The sequence below is a fragment of the Novosphingobium tardum genome (assembly GCF_042652045.1).
Taxonomy (GTDB): Bacteria; Pseudomonadota; Alphaproteobacteria; order Sphingomonadales; family Sphingomonadaceae; genus Novosphingobium; species Novosphingobium tardum.
Genome location: NZ_JBHSDR010000003.1, coordinates 103432 through 119148, shown reverse-complemented (window position 1 = coordinate 119148; position 15717 = coordinate 103432). Strand labels below are relative to the sequence as shown.

18 protein-coding genes are annotated in these 15717 nt (G+C 60.5%); 7 read left to right on the top strand and 11 right to left on the bottom strand.

All coding sequences use genetic code 11. The features are described from left to right. Positions 1 to 378 precede the first annotated feature (378 nt). The 3 genes from ACFO0A_RS00680 (at position 379) to ACFO0A_RS00670 (ending at position 2299) form a co-directional block, all read left to right on the top strand. Positions 379 to 528 (top strand): hypothetical protein, encoded by a 150-nt coding sequence (locus ACFO0A_RS00680; protein ID WP_379537058.1) that lies wholly within the window; start codon positions 379 to 381, stop codon positions 526 to 528. A 589-nt stretch (positions 529 to 1117) separates the two neighbouring features. Next, positions 1118 to 1417: a CtrA inhibitor SciP gene (gene sciP / locus ACFO0A_RS00675; protein WP_379537057.1), complete on the top strand. Its 300-nt coding sequence runs from the start codon at positions 1118 to 1120 to the stop codon at positions 1415 to 1417. Positions 1418 to 2107: 690 nt separating this feature from the next. Continuing rightward, positions 2108 to 2299 (top strand): hypothetical protein, encoded by a 192-nt coding sequence (locus ACFO0A_RS00670; protein ID WP_379537056.1) that lies wholly within the window; start codon positions 2108 to 2110, stop codon positions 2297 to 2299. A 232-nt stretch (positions 2300 to 2531) separates the two neighbouring features. On the opposite strand, the gene ACFO0A_RS00665 is transcribed toward ACFO0A_RS00670, so the two are convergent. Together ACFO0A_RS00665 and ACFO0A_RS00660 are read right to left on the bottom strand one after the other, a co-directional pair. Next, positions 2532 to 2897 (bottom strand): hypothetical protein, encoded by a 366-nt coding sequence (locus ACFO0A_RS00665; protein WP_379537055.1) that lies wholly within the window; start codon positions 2895 to 2897, stop codon positions 2532 to 2534. A gap of 19 nt (positions 2898 to 2916) precedes the next feature. After that, the gene (locus tag ACFO0A_RS00660) at positions 2917 to 3453 is read right to left on the bottom strand and encodes a hypothetical protein (protein ID WP_379537054.1); all 537 of its coding nucleotides are present in this window, start codon (positions 3451 to 3453) and stop codon (positions 2917 to 2919) included. Positions 3454 to 4041: 588 nt separating this feature from the next. Between ACFO0A_RS00660 and ACFO0A_RS00655 the strand changes: the two genes are divergently transcribed. Both ACFO0A_RS00655 and ACFO0A_RS00650 read left to right on the top strand, forming a co-directional pair. After that, entirely contained in the window at positions 4042 to 4527 is a 486-nt protein-coding gene (locus ACFO0A_RS00655; protein ID WP_379537053.1) for a hypothetical protein, read from the top strand. Further along, positions 4524 to 4766, top strand: coding sequence for a hypothetical protein (locus ACFO0A_RS00650; RefSeq protein ID WP_379537052.1), 243 nt, complete (start codon positions 4524 to 4526; stop codon positions 4764 to 4766). The genes ACFO0A_RS00655 and ACFO0A_RS00650 overlap by 4 nt, the downstream gene beginning before the upstream one ends. Before the next feature lie 393 nt (positions 4767 to 5159). Here ACFO0A_RS00650 and ACFO0A_RS00645 read toward each other — a convergent pair whose 3' ends face one another. Together ACFO0A_RS00645 and ACFO0A_RS00640 are read right to left on the bottom strand one after the other, a co-directional pair. Next, complete coding sequence (locus ACFO0A_RS00645) at positions 5160 to 5348, bottom strand: hypothetical protein (RefSeq protein WP_379537051.1); 189 nt, start codon at positions 5346 to 5348, stop codon at positions 5160 to 5162. Positions 5349 to 6109: 761 nt separating this feature from the next. Continuing rightward, a complete protein-coding gene (locus tag ACFO0A_RS00640; RefSeq protein ID WP_379538128.1) occupies positions 6110 to 6313 on the bottom strand; it encodes an HGGxSTG domain-containing protein in 204 nt (67 codons plus the stop codon). Between the two features lie 4 nt (positions 6314 to 6317). On the opposite strand from ACFO0A_RS00640, the gene ACFO0A_RS00635 reads away from it, so the two are divergent. Next, positions 6318 to 6680, top strand: a complete 363-nt coding sequence (locus ACFO0A_RS00635) for a hypothetical protein (RefSeq protein WP_379537050.1) — start codon at positions 6318 to 6320, stop codon at positions 6678 to 6680. A gap of 257 nt (positions 6681 to 6937) precedes the next feature. Here ACFO0A_RS00635 and ACFO0A_RS00630 read toward each other — a convergent pair whose 3' ends face one another. The 7 genes from ACFO0A_RS00630 to ACFO0A_RS00600 form a co-directional block, all read right to left on the bottom strand. Continuing rightward, positions 6938 to 7273, bottom strand: a complete 336-nt coding sequence (locus ACFO0A_RS00630) for a hypothetical protein (protein WP_379537049.1) — start codon at positions 7271 to 7273, stop codon at positions 6938 to 6940. Positions 7274 to 7410: 137 nt separating this feature from the next. After that, positions 7411 to 8823 (bottom strand): DUF3987 domain-containing protein, encoded by a 1413-nt coding sequence (locus ACFO0A_RS00625; RefSeq protein WP_379537048.1) that lies wholly within the window; start codon positions 8821 to 8823, stop codon positions 7411 to 7413. A gap of 104 nt (positions 8824 to 8927) precedes the next feature. After that, complete coding sequence (locus tag ACFO0A_RS00620) at positions 8928 to 9836, bottom strand: DUF7146 domain-containing protein (RefSeq protein WP_379537047.1); 909 nt, start codon at positions 9834 to 9836, stop codon at positions 8928 to 8930. Next, positions 9833 to 10252, bottom strand: coding sequence for a hypothetical protein (locus ACFO0A_RS00615; RefSeq protein ID WP_379537046.1), 420 nt, complete (start codon positions 10250 to 10252; stop codon positions 9833 to 9835). Before ACFO0A_RS00615 ends, ACFO0A_RS00620 begins: the two co-directional genes overlap by 4 nt. Before the next feature lie 316 nt (positions 10253 to 10568). Then, complete coding sequence (locus ACFO0A_RS00610; protein ID WP_379537045.1) at positions 10569 to 10772, bottom strand: helix-turn-helix transcriptional regulator; 204 nt, start codon at positions 10770 to 10772, stop codon at positions 10569 to 10571. Positions 10773 to 10909: 137 nt separating this feature from the next. Then, a complete protein-coding gene (locus ACFO0A_RS00605; protein WP_379537044.1) occupies positions 10910 to 11608 on the bottom strand; it encodes a hypothetical protein in 699 nt (232 codons plus the stop codon). Between the two features lie 90 nt (positions 11609 to 11698). Further along, positions 11699 to 12970 carry a tyrosine-type recombinase/integrase gene (locus ACFO0A_RS00600; RefSeq protein ID WP_379537043.1) on the bottom strand — a complete coding sequence of 424 codons (1272 nt, stop codon included), beginning with the start codon at positions 12968 to 12970 and terminating at the stop codon, positions 11699 to 11701. A gap of 733 nt (positions 12971 to 13703) precedes the next feature. Here ACFO0A_RS00600 and ACFO0A_RS00595 point away from each other — a divergent pair. After that, entirely contained in the window at positions 13704 to 15518 is a 1815-nt protein-coding gene (locus tag ACFO0A_RS00595) for a recombinase family protein (RefSeq protein ID WP_379537042.1), read from the top strand. The last annotated feature ends 199 nt before the right edge of the window (positions 15519 to 15717 follow it).

The following is a 15717-nucleotide window of genomic DNA, read 5'->3' as shown; positions in this document are numbered from 1 at the left end:
CGCTGAGTGTGGATCACGCGACGTGCGTCTGGGACCCGCGTTTGGAGATTAGCCAGCGGTTTCCCGCTAAACGTCCTCGTCATGAATTTCTCGAGGTGGCAGCGGCTCGTTGTCTGCCCAGGGGAGCATACGAGGGCCTTTGGAATGGCGGCACAGCAGCTCAGCAAAGCCGAATGCCCCCAGGAGGAACGTCCCAAATATCACCGTGATCAATGCCCAATCAGACATCGCTCGACTCGCCCCAAGATCCCGGAGGCATCTTGGCCACTCAGGCTTGAAATGTTCAATAAATAAAGTTGGTTGGGCCGGGGTTGCGGGAGCTGTGCAACAAATGGCAGGATTAGGCGTTTACCGGCCGGAGGAATTTGCGAGGCTCCCATGTCGTCGCTCTACGCGTACCCGCTCTTCGCGATCCTCCTCGCCCTGCTCGCGCTGACGGTAATGAAGATTCGAGCGGACTGGATCGCCCAACATCCCGAGCGCAAATATCGTCCTCGTCGCAACCGTTCTCGGAAGCGCACCGAATAGGCGGAATCGGGCATCGAGCAATTGGCGGACACCCGTCTGTCACAGGTGCCCGCCGGTTTGCGCAAGCCATGGCAGTAGGCTCGGCTTAGATGCAACCCGAGGCGTGATCAAACCGTTCCCCGTCCACGGGAACTGATAGGGTTGTAAGTCCTCGCTCATGTGCGCCGTGCGCGAGATTGAGCGCCAAATTGATGGCACTCAAAATGGCTAAATTTTGACTTTTCTCTGAGCGCCGCTAACCCGGCCCATGCAGCTTAAACCGATTAGCTGCGCCCATAAACTTGCTCGGCCATGCGCCGGGCATTTTTTTTGAAGTCTCGAAGTCCTGAAAGTGGCCCGGTCAATGCCGGCATAAAGCCGAGACAGGCGGGCCCACTGAGCGGCAATGCCCGCCTGTCCGATTCATGGGTTGCCCAGCCCCACGAAAACGGCAAGCGATCATTCGTTCCGCAAGTCCCAGGCAATCAGCCCCCCACATTCGCTGACGACCAGTTGAACGGCGCAGAATTACGCCAAGGTCCTACGGTGCGATTTACCCTTCGATCATCCTTTCAAGACATTATCGGCCCTCGAAAGGGTCGCTCCTCGTATGATCGAAAACCAGAAGATAGTTCCGGCAGGCGTCTTGGGCCCCTTGGGCGAAATTCTCACGCTGGAGGCGCTGCCAGAGCCGAGCATGACGCGGTGGACCATTCGTCGGAAGGCTGAGGTCGTCGCAGCAGTGGATGGCGGGCTACTCACCATCGATGAGGCCCTGGATCGCTACAAACTCAGTCTGGAAGAGTTTGTGATGTGGCGCATGGCGATTGAGCGTTCAGGAGTGAACGGGCTACGTGTCACAAAGGTAAAGTACTACCGAGACATCTATCGGCGGCAGAGCCACTACTAAACCTAAGTTTGCCCTTGTGACCCGGCGCCACCTTATCTGGCACGCTTCCCGACACCGGATCACGCCAAAGGCTAGCACCAGAATGCAGAAACTCAATTCGTAGAACTACGATAGTCGGCTTCGCCCCGCGGCTAGATCCAACGAGCGGCGCCCACATCGTCCAGTGAGGCGTCGCTCGTGTCTCTCCGATACTCGGAATGCCGCCCTCGATTGTCGAATCGGTACAATTTTTTTTACACGCCCTCGGCTAGCAGGTCCCTGCGACCCGAGGGCTCGCCGCAGAGATGCGACAAGCTTTCAACTTTCAAGGCAGCTCTCGCCACCATGGCGGGGCTGCCTTTTTTTTGAAGTCGTTCGCAAGGACGAGATCCGAAGATTTTCGCGACTTCCGGGTCCTGGATTCGCTATCTCTTCGCGAAGCGCGTAGACGGATACCATCGTTCGCTTTGCCCGGCATGCCAGCGACTGCGAGACTTGGATGTGCTCCCGCCCCTTCAGAGAGCCATCATGTATTACTGGATCATGTGCGGAGGGGCGCTCGTCTTTTTTCTGCTTGGCGGTTTGGCCGTCGCGGAATTTCTGGTCAGGCGTGGCCGAGCCAGCCGGGGATTGCCCTGGACGGATGACGGTTGTCCCAAGGACCCGGGCAACGGCCTTGCGAACTGACATTAGCCCTCAAGGAGTTTCGGGATGACCAATGTGCGCGGGGCCGTCGAGCGAGCATTCGAACTGGCGCGAAACCATTGCCAGTCACTCAGCGAAATTCGTGCAATCCTGAAGGCCGAAAACTTCGAAGGCGTGGACATTCACATGGATGGACAGGGACTTCGTCGCCAGTTGCAGGCGCTCATGAAGAAGAAGCTTGCAGCTTCGGTCGTATAGCCATGACTGTGGTTAGCAGGTCGTCCCGATCCGAACGCTCGCCGCTGCGATCGACAAGCTTTCTCGTTAAGCAGCTCTCGCCACTTTGGCTGAGCTACCTTCTCAAAGGCTGGCAACTGGTGGGCGAGGGCGCAGTTAGCGGACCTTCCCTCGCGAGCGCCGCCTCGCTCCCTTCACGGCCGAGGGGATTCTTGCACCCGTTGGATCATTTGGCAAATGACCGATCATAAGCTCAATCACCGTGCGGCGCACAGGCCCGGTCTACAAACCGGATCGCTCTGCCAGTATATTCACGCCGGGTCCAAGCAAATGCCGTCATGTGAGAGCCACCCTTAGTCACTAGCACGACCCCGTCGGCCGCGACCTTTTTGGCCTCATTGCGCAGCTTGGCGAATATCTTCGCACGATCCTTGCCGCCGCCGTAATCTTCCGTCGCTGAAACGGTGACTGGCTGCACGAACTTGTAGGGGCAGGTTAGTACGTCCGCGCTTGTGACGATGATCCCGTCATCAAACGTAGCATCATCGGTGCCTACCTGCTGCGCCAACGCTGGTGCCGACAACACTATCAGCATCAAAACCCACCAAGGTCGAACCATCTCCGTGCCCCTATGTTGGTCAGTCCGATTCAAGGTCAGTCCACTCAGGCGGGCGCCCCTTCGACCTTAAGCCCGATGCACGCTTTTTCATTTCCGCCCGCACCTTCAAATAGTTCGCATGCGGAGGCTTGAGCCGGATTGCTGCCAAGGCGTCGTCACGCGACCGGATTGCCTCCGCCATATCTGAGTGGCCCCGTGTCGCTTGGGTCCGTTGCCCAAGCAAGTCAGACGCTGCAATTTGTAACGCGGCCCGGACGATGTCACGCTCAGCGTATTGAAGGTCACCTCGGCTGGCCAACTGTTCCTCGGAATAGGTGCGATTCAGATCGAGCACTGCAGCCAGGTCGAAACCGACCGGCCAATGGCCCTTCGCATCAAAATATCGCTGGAAGCCATCAACTACCGATGCGGATTGCTGGCCAATTACCTCAGGGCGACCCGCCCCACGCGTGACGCGCAGGAGGTTGGCGGTCAGCTCCCGCAGATTCCACGTCAAATCGTCTAGGGCGTACTGTGCCTCCACATCCTCGTCAGAGTTTTCGACGACCAAGCGCATGACCTAGAGCAACGTCAGGAACCAGGACGCCGACCCGAGCAGGAGCGTCAGCCCGGTGAGCAGAGCTGCCCTGTCCAACAGGTGCCATGATGGCGGCCGGCTACCCGAACTGCCTGTTGGGTCGATGCTGCGGGAAACGCCAAGCCAATGCAGGCCCGCCATCGTTGCGCAAACCGCAGCCAAGAAGCCCAGAACAAGGTCCGGGTTAGCGAATGCGCTGGGTTGGTCCGGGGCCATCAGCAAATGCTGCGCCCACCGCGGAATCTTGTCAATTACGCGCTCGTAAGGACGACGCTAATCAGCAAGTCCGCGTTGCACGAGTCGTCGAATGGCTTCTGAACGGGACGGTAAATCGTCCTGCTTGCGCCGCCATCCATCAATTTGCGCAACCTCATCGGCGCTCATCATGACGGGTATGCGCTGATCTTTTCGAGCATCCATGAAGTGCGTTTAGCACAACGGGCGTTACTTGCACAACAAGCATTGACTGGGATGGGCAAGTTGTGCCAGTTACACAACAGGCCGGACGGAAGCTACCAACAACCGCCCGGCCCTGATCGATAACCTCACTGAGAGAGGCCTACGACTATGACCCACGTTACCCCCGCATCCATCGCATTCCTAGTCGCCAGCAATCCCGCGCTGGCAAACACCGGCAGCGCAGAATGGGACGACCGCCTAGCTGAGTATCTGCGGCTTGATGCACTAACTCGCGCTGACCTTGCGTTCGGTCCCTTTGGCGACGCGAACGAGAAGTTCGAGTGGACCAAGTATAGCCTGGAACACAAGTATGGGACTTCCTTCGAACGTGATCCGCGCGCTGCTGCCGAATGGAGCGAAACCTTCGACCGACTTCACGAAGCAGAGCAGCTTCACTTTCAGGCGCGCGGAAAGCACAGTTGGCTTGCTGCCTGTGAGCTCTGCCTGACCCCGGCCCCCAACCTGTCCGCAGCCCTGTTCAAGATCGAAGTGATCAAGCGCGAGGAACGGGATTGCTTCGAGGACATGCCCCGCGATCCGATGGAGCTAGTGCAAGAGGACATGGACCGCTTGCGGAAGGAGTCCGTGGCATGATCGCCCTTTGCACCGCCAGCCCGACTGCCGACTATGATGGAGACTACGTCACGGTGACTGTCCCCAGCGGCAAGGAAGTTGTGCAGATCGCCCTGACGCCCCAGCAAGCGATACTCTTGGCGATTGCCGCGAATAACGCTGGCGTCGCGGCCTTCAAGGAATTGGTGGCCGGGTCAGCGCAGTCCGCCGAGATTCTGCGCTTTCCGAAGCAGTACCGTCGGAACCGCCGCTACAGCTAGACCGGCTCTGGAACTGAAAGACGCCCCGGCCTGCAATGGGCCGGGGCTTTTTATGTAAGGGACCGGCACTTCTCCCGGCATGAGGCGTTCAGGGGCGTGGAGTCGTCTGCACTCCCGGAGGATGACTGCATGTCGCCATTTATTTTTTACCCGTTGCTCTTGATTGGCCTCATTGGGCTTGCGATCTGCGGGCGGAACATCTGGCGCGAACTGCTCCTTACCCATCCCGAATGGGGTTATCGGCCGAAACGCAAAAGTCGTTCGCCACGCCGGAGCAGTGACGATAGGTAAGCTGCCCGTCTTAATTGCGGCTGCAAAACTATCATCGTTTGCCAGTCTGAAGGCTTATTCGGCGGGGAAAGAGGCGGGCCCTAAAGCACCGCCCCTCCATGTTTACTGCTTTGGCATATCCATCTGATGGTCGGCGTGCTCGCTGTGATCCGCCGGTTTGGCGTCGTCGCAGCAGCCCTTGGCGACGTCCTTTTTCTCACAGCAGCAACAGGGCTTCTTGTCTCCATCAGCAGCAAACGCGACCGAAGGAATGGCCAGCGCAATCGCTAGGGCCAGAACATACTTCTTCATTTCAGTAATCCTTGATTGAGTTGAGAAGATTTCAGGACGCGGCCGGGCGCGGCGGGGGTGTCTCAACTTCCGCGTCAAATCCCTCAATCGCTGCCAGCACCCTGGCCAAATGGACGCCAGCCAATACACCTGCGGCCGGAACATTCGATACCGTGGGAAGGGTCGCCAGGCACGCCGTCACGCAACGCGCGTCAGGTGCCGCTCGCTTTGAATTGTCATGGCAGGGAACATCGCCCAGCCCCAAGCCCATGGCGTTAGCAGGCGCCATCATTCCAACAGGAGCTATTGCGAGCGCCCAGGCGAGCAGAACGTGGCTGAGCAGGCTGAGGGTCATCACGATCGAAATAGAACGGCTGTGTCTCCGGCGCAATGAGCGAGGTCGATGTTTGGAAGGCCCAGATGCGCCGCACTTCAATCTCATATCATCTGCGCTCAGCGCAATTTGCCTTAGCGCGCGTGCGATGAATCCAACCATTCGCTGAACCAAGGCATCGGGCCTTGGAAAAAGTGCGGGTAATCACTCAGCTCGATCACAAGGCCATCCAAGGCGTTGAGCAACTTGCTGGCTGGTCCAATCTTACTTGGAGGAAGCTGATCCACGAGGCTTCGAAGGTTGCCGACCTCTTCGGCTATCTCGATCAAAGCGGCTACACACGGGCTTGTGGTTGGCATGGTTTCCCCACGAAATCATGGCTTCGAGTGATGGTCCAAATAAGCTGATCTATCGATGAATCGGGGCGATGCCTAGACCCGGAAGGCCTTCACCCGCAGAGTGCCCGGACAGTCGCCTTTAACGCGGCATGTTCCGCAGACCGGAGCCCATGCTTCCAGTTGCGCCGGTTACCTTTGGGCGCCCCCGGGTTCTTCCCGCCGTGCATCCGGCATCGCTTCCTGCCCCGGACCGCCGGCGCCTGGCACTCTGTCCCCCCCCGCGTTTTCGCCAAACACCGGGGCGCCAAGTGCATGGCATTGACCGATAAGCTTTTCATTCTGACCCCCTACATTGACTGTCTCTGCAACGACGGCCTGCCCACCCGCCTGCACATGGACGTGACGCACCACTTGCTCGCCGCCCCGCCGCCAGTCCGAGAGCGTCTTTATCTGGGCAGTGAACGTGCGCGAGAGCTTGGTGGCGAGGTTGCCATATTCCTTTGCCGTATCGAGACGGTCAGCGTGGCGTGTACGCCGCAGCATTTCCATCGACAGCTCGTAAGTGGCCGCCATCTGGACGGCCAGCGCGGCTTCCAGTTCGTTTTCAGGCTGGATTGCGCCAACGAGCGCGAGACCCGCGTTAGCCGCCATCCCGTTAGTGCCCGCATCCCTAGCCCGTGAAGTGTTCGCGAGGTGCAGCAGCGCCTGCGACACGAAGTCGTTAGACCGCGTGCCGAAGGCCTCCTGCACCATCACAGCGGATCCTTGGGCGTCGTCGTGTTCGGGCAAGGCATGAACCACCCCGGGCTCCGTCGTCACCCAGTCCAGCTGGGCGCGAGCAGGACGCTTCGCCCGCCGTTCCGTCGCCGCCAGGATTGCCCGCGCCTCGGCCTCATTGGGTGCACGCAGCTCTGTCGCTTGCCGCTTTTTCTTGGCCATCATCTTGTCTCCCAAAGCGGTTTGATTCCGGGCAGTTCCCCGCGCGAGTACTGATCGGGCGTATCTGTAATGAGCCGGCGCCAGCGTGCAGTGTCAGCAGTCATCACTAGAGAACGCGAACTGCGCAGGCGGTCCGCGACCCCGCCCCAACCGTCATGTTCCGGCAGCAGTCCGAACAGATCGCCGCCCGTCCAGCCATCGCGCGCCGCCCTATCGGCGTAGTGATCGAGCAGCCAGTGGGCGTCCCCGAGCACTTGCCGCCAGCGAGGCAGTTCCAAGCCGTGCAGCGGAGCGCGGAAGCTTAGGGCATCCAGCGCGACCCGCCAGTTCCGCATTGCGCGGATATGATCCAGCGGGACAATAGGGACGATAGGGACAAAACCTCCCGCCGCAGCCATTTCGTCCCTATTGTCCCTATTGTCCCTAGGGCCCGTTTCCCTCAGCGCGTCCTCTGCACGCTTGCGCCAGTTGTTCATGACAAGTCTCCCAGCACAGCAGGATTGACCCGGTAATCGCTGCGAGGGCGGCCAGGATTGTCGCCGTCGCGGGCCCCGTCACATATGAGCCAGCCCGCCTCTTCGAGGTGCAGGATCGCGGCATCCATCGCAGAAGCATCCCGCAGCGCCTTGAGGTGCATCTTGTGCGGATGGCGCTTTAGTTCGCGCTTGTTGATCTCGGTCAGGTTGTTCTTGCGGATATACCGGGCCAGCAGTGCCGCATTTCGTTCTGAGACGGGCAGGGCGGCGTCGCCATATACTCGCTCGGCCATCGCCTTGGCGTAGTCGTCTACCCAGAGCGCCGCTGCCGACAGCGAGGCGTTGCTGACCTCGCGCGGTTCGGCTCCGCCTGCAAACGCCCACGCAGACAGTTCAGCAACGAGCGCGAGGCGAAGGACTGCGCCATCCATCTTGCCGATAAAGGACTTAAGCAGGCTGCCCGTGTCCTCATCGACGTTGCTGTTGGCCTTGGACCATTCTTCATAGGTATCTGCCGCGTCAGCCGACAGGTTGAGCGTGATCGGCACGTTACCGCCGTTGGCATCCATTCCCCACGGTAGCGCCTCTAGGCGACGATAGATGTTCTCCAGCGACGCCCGGTTGGCGGGGCGGGTAGGCCGCCTTTGAGGGCGCTTGTCGGGCCAAGCCCAGATCATGCGAGCAAGCAGGCCATCGTCGGGGGACGACAGGAACGGCGCGAGCTTCTCCGGCTGGATCGAGCCAATGAGGCTCACCCCGTTAAACGGGATACGCAGCGGGACGGGGCTACCCTTGCGATCCACAGTAAACGGGCGCCCGCCGTAACTTTCTAGCCATTGCGACCGACCGCCCGGTGCATAGCGGTCGAAGCTATCGAACCACCCCGCCAGTTCGTCCCGGTAACACAGCGTTCCCATCGGATTGCCCGAGAGGATCGTGCCCAGCGCTTCCGGCGTAGAATCCCCGACGACCGTGCGGCGGCGTTGCGGTTCGTCCGGTTCAACGGCGTCCACGGGCATGGGAGGCGTCTGCCGTCCTGCTTCAGTCGCTTCCTTGACCGAGGCGAGCCACTTGCCCTTTTCTGCCTTCGCGCGTTCGGCGACCGTCCGCCATGCGCGGATCGTTTCGCCGTGCTGCTCAGCATAGTCGTCCTCGATAGCCCGCAGAGGTTCAATCGCCATGCTGAGCGGTGCCGACTTGCGCGAGCTCGGATCGCCCAGCGCACCGAGCCATAGGATGCAGGGCTCCGACCAGTCATGATCGGCATAGGGCCGCACCCACCGCTTGGCACCAACCGCGCTGGCACAGGCAGCGAGGTAAGCGATTGCGGGGTAATCTGGCGCGGTAGATGTTGCCTCTGCCATATTCGTTATCAACTGCCAGGCGGGGCCGAACAGTTCACTAGGCATGGGCACCGGAGGCCGCCGCCCGTTTGTCAGAATGGACAAATCGGGCAGGGGCCACATGTTGTAGACTTCTGCCTTATCGAAAGCGTCTTTCATCGTGGCCGCAGTCATGCGCGAGCCCCTTCCGTCAGTTCTGCGTTGAAATCCTTGGCTCCGGCGGGGAAGAACACCCGCGTCGATAGCCCGCGCGCAGTGAAATCCGCCGCTGCCTTGCCCGCAGCTGCCCTCCCGGCCGCATCACCATCCCCGCCAATCGCGATGCTTTCCGCCCCGGCTGGAAACTGCATGTTCGGAAGCATCGTGGCGCCCGCAGCCACCCAGACCGCCGTGCCCAACTCTTGTTGCAGCGTCAGACCATCTTCCAGCCCCTCGCATACAACGAGGCAGGCCGAGAACGGGGCTAGGCGTATCGCACCGCCCGACACCCTGCCGAGGCTGAGCTTGGGCTTGGGAACGGCCGCCTTTCCGGTTCCTGCGGCATTGAGGTAAGTCCGCTGAATGCCAACTAATTTGCCTTCCACCGACGCCACCGCTGCAACGAGGCAAGGGTGCTGCGGGCCGCTTTTGCCGTAGCGCAGTGACGAAAACCGGATCGAGTCGGGGAGGGGCAGGTGCAGCCCGCGATGGCGCAAGTAGCCTTCCGCCAGCGTGCCCGTGACCGGCGCCGCGCTTCGCCAGATCGCCCGCGCTTCGGCAATCCGATCCTGGCCGTCATCAGGCGGAACAGGCGCGACAACGACGGACGGCAAACCGTCACTGCCCAGCATTGCCGCTGCGTCACGGAGCGAGACGCCGTGCGCCTGCTGGATGAAGTCCAGAACATCGCCTGATGCCCCGCAGCCAAAGCAATGGAACCGTTGCCCGCCCGAGAAGATCGTGAAGCTGGGAGTCCGGTCGGCATGGAACGGGCAGCAAGCCTTGAACTCGTTGCCGGCGCGATGGAGCTTGACGACCCCGCCCACGATGCCGGGGAGCGGATGAGCGCGGCGGATCGCGCCTAGATCGAGGGCGCTCATGCTGCCTCCCTCATCCGGCGCCAATCCTGCGCCATGCGGTGACACTCATCCAGCTTGTCCTGTTGGCCGCCCGACAACGGACCGTCCCGATGCCGGATGCTGTGCAGGAAGTCCGTCTTCCAGCTATCCCACGGGAACCCGCAACCAAGCAGGTTGAAGGCTTCCTTCTGATGGCTGCGCGTGACCTGAACAGGTTGAGGACCACTGGAGCGCGGACGCCAAGGGCACGGATCGCCGGTGCCGAACGGATCAACCGCCGCACGCGTCGAAATTACATCTGCCCATGTCAGGCCATGGGCCTTCACCAGCAAGTCGGCCATACGCCCAGCGGTTGCCCGCTCACCATCATGGTCTGACCCGAGAAGGCCGAGGAACTTAACCAAGCGCGCGGTTGCAGCTGCATCGAGGGCGCTCATGCGCGCCTCCCATCGATTGCCGCAAAGGCCTGATCGAGAATCCGGCTCGCGTCAGTCTTGGATATGCGACCTCGCGCCATCCCGCCGCCCGCAAGCCATTCCTCGGCAGTCTGGGGAAGCCGGTGCCGCCCTATGCTCCAACCATTGCGTTCAGACCAAAGCCAGGTCTCAAATCGTTGCGTTTCCGCCTCGATTCCGCTAAGGTTGAGATGCTCGATGCCGCCAAGCTGAGCAGTGTTCCGGCCCCGCCATGTCTCAAGCGACAGGCGGGGCTTACGCGTTTCAGGGGCGCGCGTTCCCCGGTCTAGTTCGGCCATCACGCGGCTTCGCTGGTCGATTGGAAGCGGTTAGCTTCCTTCCATGCTTCGATGTCGGCGGGGTCGTACAAAACCTTCCCGCCGCGACCCGGCGAGGTTTTGATGAAACGGGGTCCGGTGCCTTGCGTGCGCCAATTTTCCAAGGTGCCGGCAGTGACGCCGATCCTCGGCGCCGCCTGCCGTGTGTCCAAGAGAAATTCCATGTCTTGCTCCCCGCCCGGTCCAAGTGGATGGACCTCCGTGGGCGTGGCTGGATTGTCCCAGACACAATTTGGCGGGCGAAACATGGATAACGTGGCGAGAAACCTGGATAACCTGGAAACGCGGGTTTTTCGCCAGATTAGCTTCCTTGAGGGCGGCCACCCATCCGCCAAGTGCTCGGAGCCAAGGTGCGGCGCAACTCCTTCACACGCTCCGCGTTCAATCCAAGAAGGCGCCCCGCAGCGATATCATCGTCGCGTGAAGGATGCCGATCACCCGACCAGTTCTTCACGCGATCGGTGTACCATTGCTCTGACTCACCTTTCGTTCGCGCCCGCGAAACGGAAGGTCGCGATATTGCGGCATTCGAAGCGGGAAAGCCTTCCCGAATTGATTTCGAAGGAAACTTAAAATCCACGAATCCGGGTATCAATGAGAGCCCTTCAGGGATGAACGTCCGCGACCAGTCTGTCCACTGGTAGGCCTCAACTGGGCCGGTCACACCGTCAGCCAAGTTCTTGGCGATAGCTCCGACAATGCGTCCCTCTTCGAGAGCTTCCCTTAGCAGCCTAGCGGCCTCCGTGAAGGTAATGCCGAAGCGAGCGCCGGCGTCATCCCCGAGGACCGTCCAAGCCGCTGACGAATGCAACCCTCCCAGATTTGCATGCTGATCAACTTCATATGTTTGCACGGCCGCGATATATTCGTCGGCGCGGGATGCGATCCAAGCTAAGGCCGAAAACGGCGACCAGTACCCTGCGCGGGGCATAAGCCCCTGAACAAGATAATCGTCCAAGACCAGTGCATCGTCCCGATCATCAAAATCATCGCAATTCATTCGCGCCTCCGCAGGCGTCCGCATGGTGAAGTGGCGCGACAGACGGTGCGGTAGCCGTCGTTCGGGAGCTACCCTAGTCGCGCCACACGTTCACGCTCGCACCGAGGCGAGGGGAACAACGTTCGTTGAATCTGCTTCCGTCAGGATCGCAGTAATATGATCCGACCATGCCTTGAGCGCGGCCTTCTTCTCCGGCCCCCAATCATGAAGCTGGTAGACACCAGCAACGCCCGATTTGGATCCGCTGACATGGTTGAGCACGGCTTCTGTGACTTCGAAGCGAACGCCGAGCCGCTGCATTCCTGTGGCGAACGTGCGGCGCAGATCATGCAATCGCCAAGGCGCGACAGTCATCGGTTCGGATTCGTTTGCTCCCAATTCCGCCACGAGGCGGTCAAGCCGACGTTTGGCCCGAGAGTGACCGCTGACGGAAGTTTCGCCGGTCGTTGTGAAGACAAGGCCACGGCGCGGCCATCCGTCGGTCCGGCCCTTGCGCTTGGCCAAGGCATCCAGTTCAGCCAGCGCGAGTGGTGACAGCGGCACTTGCGAAGCGGAGTTGTTCTTGGCCCTGTCGGCGGGCAGCGACCACATCGCAGCCGCCTTATCCAGTTCAGACCACACCAGTCCGGACACTTCTTCCAGCCGCTGCCCCGTTATGGCGAGGAGGCGAAACAAAGGGCCGAACGGGTAATCCATCGTTTCCGTCGCTCGCCAGACCAACCGCAACTCGCCATCCGAAAGGACCCGGTCACGCTTCACAGGCAGGGGCGGCGGCTCCATGCCCGCCATCGGGGAAATCGTTATATCGCCTTCACTCACTGCCCACCGGAACAAGCGCCTCAGCACGGCGAAGAGGTTACGACAGGTGGCTGCCTTGATCTTTACCGGGGCCAGGACTGCTCGAACATCTGCCCGCGTAATATCGGGCAAGGGCTTGTTGCCTAGGACAGGGGTCGCATAGAGCCGCAGCAGCGAGGTTCCGTCAGCGTGCGACGCCTTCCATTTTACCTTCAGACAGTCGTCAACGAACCGGTCGGCGTAGGACTTGAAAGCCAGGTCGATCGCGCGCCGGTTTCGGTCCTGCTTGGCCTGTTGGGGATCAATACCCTTTGCCAGCAACGCCGCCAGACCTTCGGCTTCCTTGCGCGCCTTGTCGGGCGTAAGGTTGCCGTGCTTTCCAATCGTAACTCGCCGCGTCTTTCCCGCGCGACCCCCGATCCGATATTGGAAGAGGTAGGACTTCGTGCCCGCTGGCGTGACCTTGAGCCCAAAGCCGGAAATCTTGTCATCCCACAGCACCGCCTCGGTCGGCCCCGGGTGGAAGCCATCGACGCTGCTCTTGTTGATCCGGCCCTTCGCCATGGTGCTTACCCAGCTGATTTCAGGTAAGCACGCTACCATGGGTCGGCGTGAACATCAATGGAACATCGTGGAAAGAACGAAGAGGGAAAGCCCGTACAACTGTCGTCTCTGCCGCAGAACCCCTCGACCCGACCGGCTAACTTTTAATCAGTAGGTCGCTGGTTCGAACCCAGCAGGGCTCACCATTAAGTCCTTGTTTTTATTGGTTTTTCGTGTCCCTCGGTTCTATGACCTAATAGTCCCCGACTTTCCGGGGCTTTGCCGTCGAGCGGCATCGGGATTGTAGGCCGAGAGACTCTGCGCCTCTCCGATACTGACAATTTGGCGCGAGATTCTCCGCGTCCGAAATTGCGTCCTACAAAACTGGTTGGGTATCTGTGGGGGGCTTCAGCACCGCCGGTGGTGCGAGTAACGCTCTTCCTGAGTCGATAGTCCAGTCGCAGTGCGTATCGATTCTTGCGCATCGAAAACGGTCTCGCGCGGCTAGATTCCAACCAGGGCGAGTACCGTTCGAAGCATCCAGTAGCCGGCGGGAATAACCACCAGGAACAAGAGCAACACGAACTCCAACTCGGTAGGATCAGGCCGGCGCATCATTCGTGCTAGCCCGATCGACTGGCTGTAGGAAAATGGTTTTGCGAAAGATCTTGTTACGCCGGCTTCCCGAGCTTCGAAGGTAGATCGGTTGCTTTCCAGACGGGCGTATACCGGTGCCTCCAGCAGGAGTGCCGACATGCCCGATGATCTCACTCTCTCCCTGAAGCGCTGTGCCATCTATACGCGCAAGAGTACAAATCACCTGCTCGATCGCGACATAAACTCGCTGACCACGCAGCGTGAGATCTGCGGATCGTACATCAAGAGCCAGCAATATCGCGGCTGGGTCGAGATGCCCGATCGGTATGACGACGGAGGGCATTCCGGCAGCGGCCTGGAGCGCCCGGCGCTGGCGCAACTCATGCAGGACATCGAGGCCGGCCAGATCGACGCCGTCGTGGTGTACAAGATCGACCGGCTCACAAGGAGCCTCATCGACTTCGTTCGCCTGATCGAGATTTTCGACCGGCGCGGGATAGCACTGGTGTCGATCTCGCAGGCGTTCGACACCTCGGACAGCATGGGCAGGATGATCCTCAACGTCCTCCTGACCTTCTCGCAGTTCGAGCGAGAGCTGATTGCCGAGCGGGTGCGCGATAGCATCCGCACGCGCAAACGGCACGGCAAGGTGCATGGCGGACTGCCACCTTTCGGCTACGATTCGACTGATGACGGTCTTCGGATCGTCCCGGTGGAAGCCGAGCACGTTCGCTTCATCTTCAACGAATTCCTGCGCACGCAGAGATACACTGCTACGATGAATGCGGTCAGGGACGCCAACCTGTGCAGCGTGGTCAAATATTCCAAGCGCGGCGAGCCTCGGGGCGGGACGCAGATCGGCCCGGGGACGGTGTACCAGATACTCCGGAATCCGATCTACGTGGGCGAGATACCCGGCCACGATCAGACTTATGCCGGCCGCCACGAGCCGATCATCTCGCGTGAGACGTGGGAAGCCGCGCAGGTTCTGAGCGAGAGTCGAAAGAAGCGGCCGCCGCACGCCAAGCAGACCAACCATTTCCTGGCCGGTTTGCTGTGGGATGACCTCGGGCGTCATATGCTGCTCGACGTCGACTGGCATCGCGGGCAGCCGTATTTCTCGTATTCTTCGAGCAACGCGACCTGGTCGCAGTCCGAATACCGGCGGCAGTACCGCAGCCATGCCGGCCGGCTGGAAGAGCTCGTGATTGCCGCTGTCTCAGAGTTCCTGGCTGATCGATTGAAGCTTCGGAACGCTTTGAAAAGTCTGGGCCTGTTCGGTGACGAACTGGACAGCCTCGCTATTCAGGGAAAGTCGGCTGCGCAAAACCTTGAGGGGTGTCCTGCAGAGAGCCTGGCGGAGTTGTTCGCTGCGCTGCTGCTTCGCATTGAGGTGGGGCAGGACCACCTGTCCATCCTGTTCCGGTCGATCGAGCTGCGTCGATTCTTGCTGTGGGACGGAAAGAGCGGATTTCGTGCCCGGCCAGCTGACTGGCCGTGTAGCGACGCCCGATACATTCTTGAGGTCGGTGTCAGCGCCCTCTCGGCATCGCGGTGGCCCCTGCTCCACATCAAACCTCGCGAAGCGGCGACTGCCAAGCCAGGCAAGGCGCTGCTGCGCCTGCTCCAGAATGCGAGGACAGCGCAGCGACTTGTCGAGGAGCATCGCGATCTCGGCATCGATGAGCTTGCCGGCATGCTTGGCCGGCGACCGGGTCACTTCTCCCGGCTCGTTCGTCTCAACTACCTTGCTCCAGACATTGTGACCGCGATCCTAGATGGGACTCAGCCGGAGACGCTGACGAAAGACGTGTTGCTCAAGGCCAACCTGCCAACGGATTGGTCGGTGCAGCGGAAACTTTTGGGCTTCGAACAGCCCGAGCGGCCCATTGCGCCCAGCCAACTGTACGGGCGAGGTCTGTGGCCCCAAGCGCCCAACAAGCTCCGACGGGACCGCTTCCAGCCCGCTTGATGATTTCGGTTGCGAAATCGATCCGTTTTGCCTCGCAACATTTGTAGGTCGCGAGTGCGAACTCATTAGTGCTCACCAACCAGTCCGCCAAATGGCGAGACTTTCCTAGTATCCCGCAAGCCTCGCAGAATTGCCGCGCTTTTCCGTGGGTTTGTCGATCCGTGCTCGGAACTTTTAGTCCGCAGAGGCTCTCTAGAGA

Coding starts and splice junctions, on each gene's coding strand:
- ACFO0A_RS00680 (WP_379537058.1), top strand. CDS start 379: ATGTCGTCGCTCTACGCGTACCCGCTCTTCGCGATCCTCCTCGCCCTG.
- sciP (WP_379537057.1), top strand. CDS start 1,118: ATGATCGAAAACCAGAAGATAGTTCCGGCAGGCGTCTTGGGCCCCTTG.
- ACFO0A_RS00670 (WP_379537056.1), top strand. CDS start 2,108: ATGACCAATGTGCGCGGGGCCGTCGAGCGAGCATTCGAACTGGCGCGA.
- ACFO0A_RS00665 (WP_379537055.1), bottom strand. CDS start 2,897: ATGGTTCGACCTTGGTGGGTTTTGATGCTGATAGTGTTGTCGGCACCA.
- ACFO0A_RS00660 (WP_379537054.1), bottom strand. CDS start 3,453: ATGCGCTTGGTCGTCGAAAACTCTGACGAGGATGTGGAGGCACAGTAC.
- ACFO0A_RS00655 (WP_379537053.1), top strand. CDS start 4,042: ATGACCCACGTTACCCCCGCATCCATCGCATTCCTAGTCGCCAGCAAT.
- ACFO0A_RS00650 (WP_379537052.1), top strand. CDS start 4,524: ATGATCGCCCTTTGCACCGCCAGCCCGACTGCCGACTATGATGGAGAC.
- ACFO0A_RS00645 (WP_379537051.1), bottom strand. CDS start 5,348: ATGAAGAAGTATGTTCTGGCCCTAGCGATTGCGCTGGCCATTCCTTCG.
- ACFO0A_RS00640 (WP_379538128.1), bottom strand. CDS start 6,313: ATGCACTTGGCGCCCCGGTGTTTGGCGAAAACGCGGGGGGGGACAGAG.
- ACFO0A_RS00630 (WP_379537049.1), bottom strand. CDS start 7,273: ATGCGGAACTGGCGGGTCGCGCTGGATGCCCTAAGCTTCCGCGCTCCG.
- ACFO0A_RS00625 (WP_379537048.1), bottom strand. CDS start 8,823: ATGCCTAGTGAACTGTTCGGCCCCGCCTGGCAGTTGATAACGAATATG.
- ACFO0A_RS00620 (WP_379537047.1), bottom strand. CDS start 9,836: ATGAGCGCCCTCGATCTAGGCGCGATCCGCCGCGCTCATCCGCTCCCC.
- ACFO0A_RS00615 (WP_379537046.1), bottom strand. CDS start 10,252: ATGAGCGCCCTCGATGCAGCTGCAACCGCGCGCTTGGTTAAGTTCCTC.
- ACFO0A_RS00610 (WP_379537045.1), bottom strand. CDS start 10,772: ATGGAATTTCTCTTGGACACACGGCAGGCGGCGCCGAGGATCGGCGTC.
- ACFO0A_RS00605 (WP_379537044.1), bottom strand. CDS start 11,608: ATGAATTGCGATGATTTTGATGATCGGGACGATGCACTGGTCTTGGAC.
- ACFO0A_RS00600 (WP_379537043.1), bottom strand. CDS start 12,970: ATGGCGAAGGGCCGGATCAACAAGAGCAGCGTCGATGGCTTCCACCCG.
- ACFO0A_RS00595 (WP_379537042.1), top strand. CDS start 13,704: ATGCCCGATGATCTCACTCTCTCCCTGAAGCGCTGTGCCATCTATACG.